Here is a 3,363-nt window from a genome sequence, read left to right on the forward strand (position 1 = left end):
CGCAGCCCCGACCCGCGGTCACGAGCGGGGGCTCCTATCTTTTTAGTGCCCTCGGATTGGGTCATAGTGTCTGTCGGTGCCAAAACATCGGCGTTGCCTTGGCTGTCAATGTGGCACCTGGGGACGTTCCTTTTGTGCCGGCACCTGGGGACGTTCCTTATGTCAAGAGATTGGTACAAGAGGGATAGGTTGCCTTGCGCCAATCTAAATAAGTTGCGGTGAGATAGTTCTTGAATTGGCCTTTTTGATGGCTAAACAGGAACTATCTCACCGCAACTGCGTTGAGCGTTTTTTTGGCAGCTGGTTTACTTGCTCGCGAACAGCCAGATGAGGACGATCGCGAGGACTACGGCGACAATGCAGACGATGGCGCCGGTGAATTTTATGCGTGAGTCGCGGGTGCGCTCGCGTACGTCGTCCTCGGCGGCTTCGAGTTGAGCCACTTCGTGCTCGGTTTCGGCGTACTCGGCCTTATCGCGGACCAGGGAGCCCGCGAGCGATTCGGTAATCTCGGGATGGTCATGCACTTCGGTCGCCTGCTCGATGATCGACTGCGCGTGCGCGATGTCCGTCTGGGCATTGGCAATAGCCTGCTCTTGCTCTCGGCGCGCCTTGTCCTCTGCGGCGATCTTCTCGCGCAGTTCGCGCTGGCGCGTTGCGGCGGCGGCTTTTGCGGTCTGCAGCTCGTCGCGCGCGGCATCGGCCTCGGCCGTCACGGTCTGATGGGTTCGCTTGGCGTCGGCGATGGGGGCTTGCGCCTGCTCGACAGCGTGCTCGGCGGCTGTGAGCGAGTGCTCAAGATCGGCGGTGATGCGCGGGACATCTTCCTCGGCTTTGCGCAGGGCATCGGCCGTGTCGGAGATCTGCATCGAAAGCTCGCTGGTGCGCACCGTGTAATTGGCGGGATTCGCCGAAGGATTGCGCTGCAGCTCGGCATACTCGCGGCGTAGCGTTTCGAGTTGAGCGCGCGTGGCGTCGACGGTTTGCTGCGCTGCGGCAACGCCGGCGTCGCGCTCGGCCTGCACCTTGTCGCGGATGCGCTTGGAATCCTCGAGGCGGCGAACGAGGCGGTTACCGGTTTCGCGCGAGCTGGCTTCGCGCGCCTCCACTGCGTCGAGTGCGGCTTTGAGACGCCGCTCGGTGGCGTCGTCCTCTTCCTTCATTTGTTCGAGCTGTGCCTTGAGCTCTGTTGCCTTGGCAGCATGGGTATCGCGGCCGATTTCTGCCGCCGCGGCGGCCTTTTGTGCCGTGTCGATGGTCTGGCGCTGCCCGGCGACGATTTGGTCGTAGCGACCTGCGATGTCCTGGCGCGTCTCGAGCTCCTCGCCTTGATCGGCGATGCGCTGCTCAAGTTCGGCAAGGTGAGCGCGGGCGTCCGCGAGTGCCTTCTTTGCGGCGTTCATCTCGCGCATGGCCGAGGCACCCTGGGCGATAAAGGCGCCCACGGCGCTGGCGGTGTTTGAGACGGCGCCTCCCAGATCGCGGCTGGCTGCTGGGGTGTGCAGGGCGGTCGGGTGAGCGGCGTTTGCCGTGCCCGCATCGGGCGTCTGCGGCGTGGCGATGCTGCCGGTGCCGCCCTCGATCACAGAAAAGCCGGCAGCGTGTGGGTCGACTGCATCGGCACCAATGGTGGGGTGCTCGAGCTGCAGAAACGAGGGTATGGTGCTGCCTTGGTCGGAAACGGGGGTCTCGCCGGGCACGAAGGTCGAGGCGGCCTCGGCGGCCTCCTCTTCTTCGGCGTCAACATCGGCGTCGGCCACGGCGTCTTTCATCGCTTTGACGGCATCCATCATGGAGTCCATGACGGCATCGAGCTCTTCTTCCGAAGACACCTCAATGGGGCCTTCCGCTTGCGGGGCGGCGTCCTTTTCGGGGGCGTCGTCCTGAGCGGCCGAATCGTCGTTTGGCTCGCCGGCATCTTCGGCCGCAGGGATTTCCGCCGCAGCGCCATTATCCAGAGCGGCGTCGTCGACGTCGGTATCATTGCAGGTCGCAGCGTCAGTATCTGCGGCGACGTCTGCTGAATCATCAATATGCTGCTGAGTCTGGGGGTCCAGCTCGTCTGTCATAGGCATGTGCTCCTCATCGTTGTTTGTCACCCTATGATAAAGTCTCGCGCCGACATCCCGCGCGCTGCAGCAAAGTTTCAAAACGTGTTCGATGACTCGCATGGATAACAAAAAATCGGTCTCTTTATTCAGTTTGTGCTTGACACCCCCTTCGCCGAATGACGTTGTGCCGTTCGCCTGCTGCGGTCTTTATTTTTCACTTGAACCCGCTAAAGTTGCATTTCAGCTTTTGGCGCGTGAAGTTGGATGCGCGCAGTCGGCGGGTGGGCCCGTCGCGATTTGAAAGGACTTTGATATGGGACTTTTCACTGGTAAGACCGTGATCGTCACCGGCGGCGGCAAGGCCACGCTTAAGGACGGCTCTGCTGGCTCCATCGGCTACGGCATCGATATCGCTTTTGCCAAGGAGGGCGCAAACCTCGTCATTACCGGTCGCAACGTTGCCAAGCTCGAGGCTGCCAAGGAGTCCCTCGAGGCCGAGTACGGCGTCAAGGTTCTGCCTGTTCAGGCCGATGTTTCGGCTGGTCAGGACAACGAGGCCGTCGTCCAGAACGTCATCGACAAGGCTATTGAGGAGTTCGGCCGCATCGACGCCGTCGTCAACAATGCTCAGGCCAGCGCCTCGGGCGTGACCATCGCCGATCACACCATGGATCAGTTTAACCTGGCCATTTATTCCGGTCTGTATGCCACCTATCTGTACATGCAGAAGGCCTATCCGCATCTGAAGGAGACCAAGGGCTCCGTGGTCAACTTTGCTTCGGGCGCCGGCCTGTTTGGCAACTACGGCCAGTGCAGCTATGCCGCTGCCAAGGAGGGCATCCGCGGTCTGACTCGCGTTGCCGCCAACGAGTGGGGCAAGGACGGCATCAACGTCAACATCGTGTGCCCGCTTGCTTGGACCGCTGCGCTCGAGAACTTCCAGGATGCCTATCCCGAGGCGTTTAAGGCCAACGTTCACATGCCGCCGGCAGGCCACTATGGCGACGTCGAGAAGGAAATCGGCCGCGTGGTCGTTCAGCTCTGCGGTCCCGACTTTAAGTACATGAACGGCGAGACTGTCACCCTCGAGGGCGGCATGGGCCAGCGTCCCTAAGGGTTACGTCTCAGGTTCCGCCGTTCTAACGAACGGCGGACCAGCCGACGCTGCGCGGGCCGCATTTGGACAATCTGACGTTCAACTTCAAGGGCGCGACCGAAAGGTCAGCGCCCTTTCGTTTACGGGCTTTAGCCTGTGCGGGGCGCGCAGCGCGCCGCATCAGAAACCACCCGCTATGCGGGTGGGGCCAAACGG

Annotated in this window: 2 protein-coding genes; one reads left to right on the top strand and one right to left on the bottom strand. The window is 61.7% G+C overall.

Features of this window, described 5'->3' with window-relative positions; all coding sequences use genetic code 11:
* Positions 1-305: 305 nt before the first annotated feature.
* A complete protein-coding gene (locus ACKUUJ_RS09725; RefSeq protein WP_409065447.1) occupies positions 306-2,069 on the bottom strand; it encodes a hypothetical protein in 1,764 nt (587 codons plus the stop codon).
* Between the two features lie 295 nt (positions 2,070-2,364).
* Here ACKUUJ_RS09725 and ACKUUJ_RS09730 point away from each other — a divergent pair, with 295 nt between their 5' ends.
* Positions 2,365-3,165: an SDR family NAD(P)-dependent oxidoreductase gene (locus tag ACKUUJ_RS09730; RefSeq protein WP_006235414.1), complete on the top strand. Its 801-nt coding sequence runs from the start codon at positions 2,365-2,367 to the stop codon at positions 3,163-3,165.
* The last annotated feature ends 198 nt before the right edge of the window (positions 3,166-3,363 follow it).

Origin of the sequence: Collinsella sp. wc0583 (assembly GCF_046116915.1) — a bacterium.
Taxonomy (GTDB): domain Bacteria; phylum Actinomycetota; class Coriobacteriia; order Coriobacteriales; family Coriobacteriaceae; genus Collinsella.

Excerpts from the sequence above, each read along its gene's own strand:
- ACKUUJ_RS09725 (WP_409065447.1), bottom strand. The coding sequence starts at position 2,069 with ATGACAGACGAGCTGGACCCCCAGACTCAGCAGCATATTGATGATTCA.
- ACKUUJ_RS09730 (WP_006235414.1), top strand. The coding sequence starts at position 2,365 with ATGGGACTTTTCACTGGTAAGACCGTGATCGTCACCGGCGGCGGCAAG.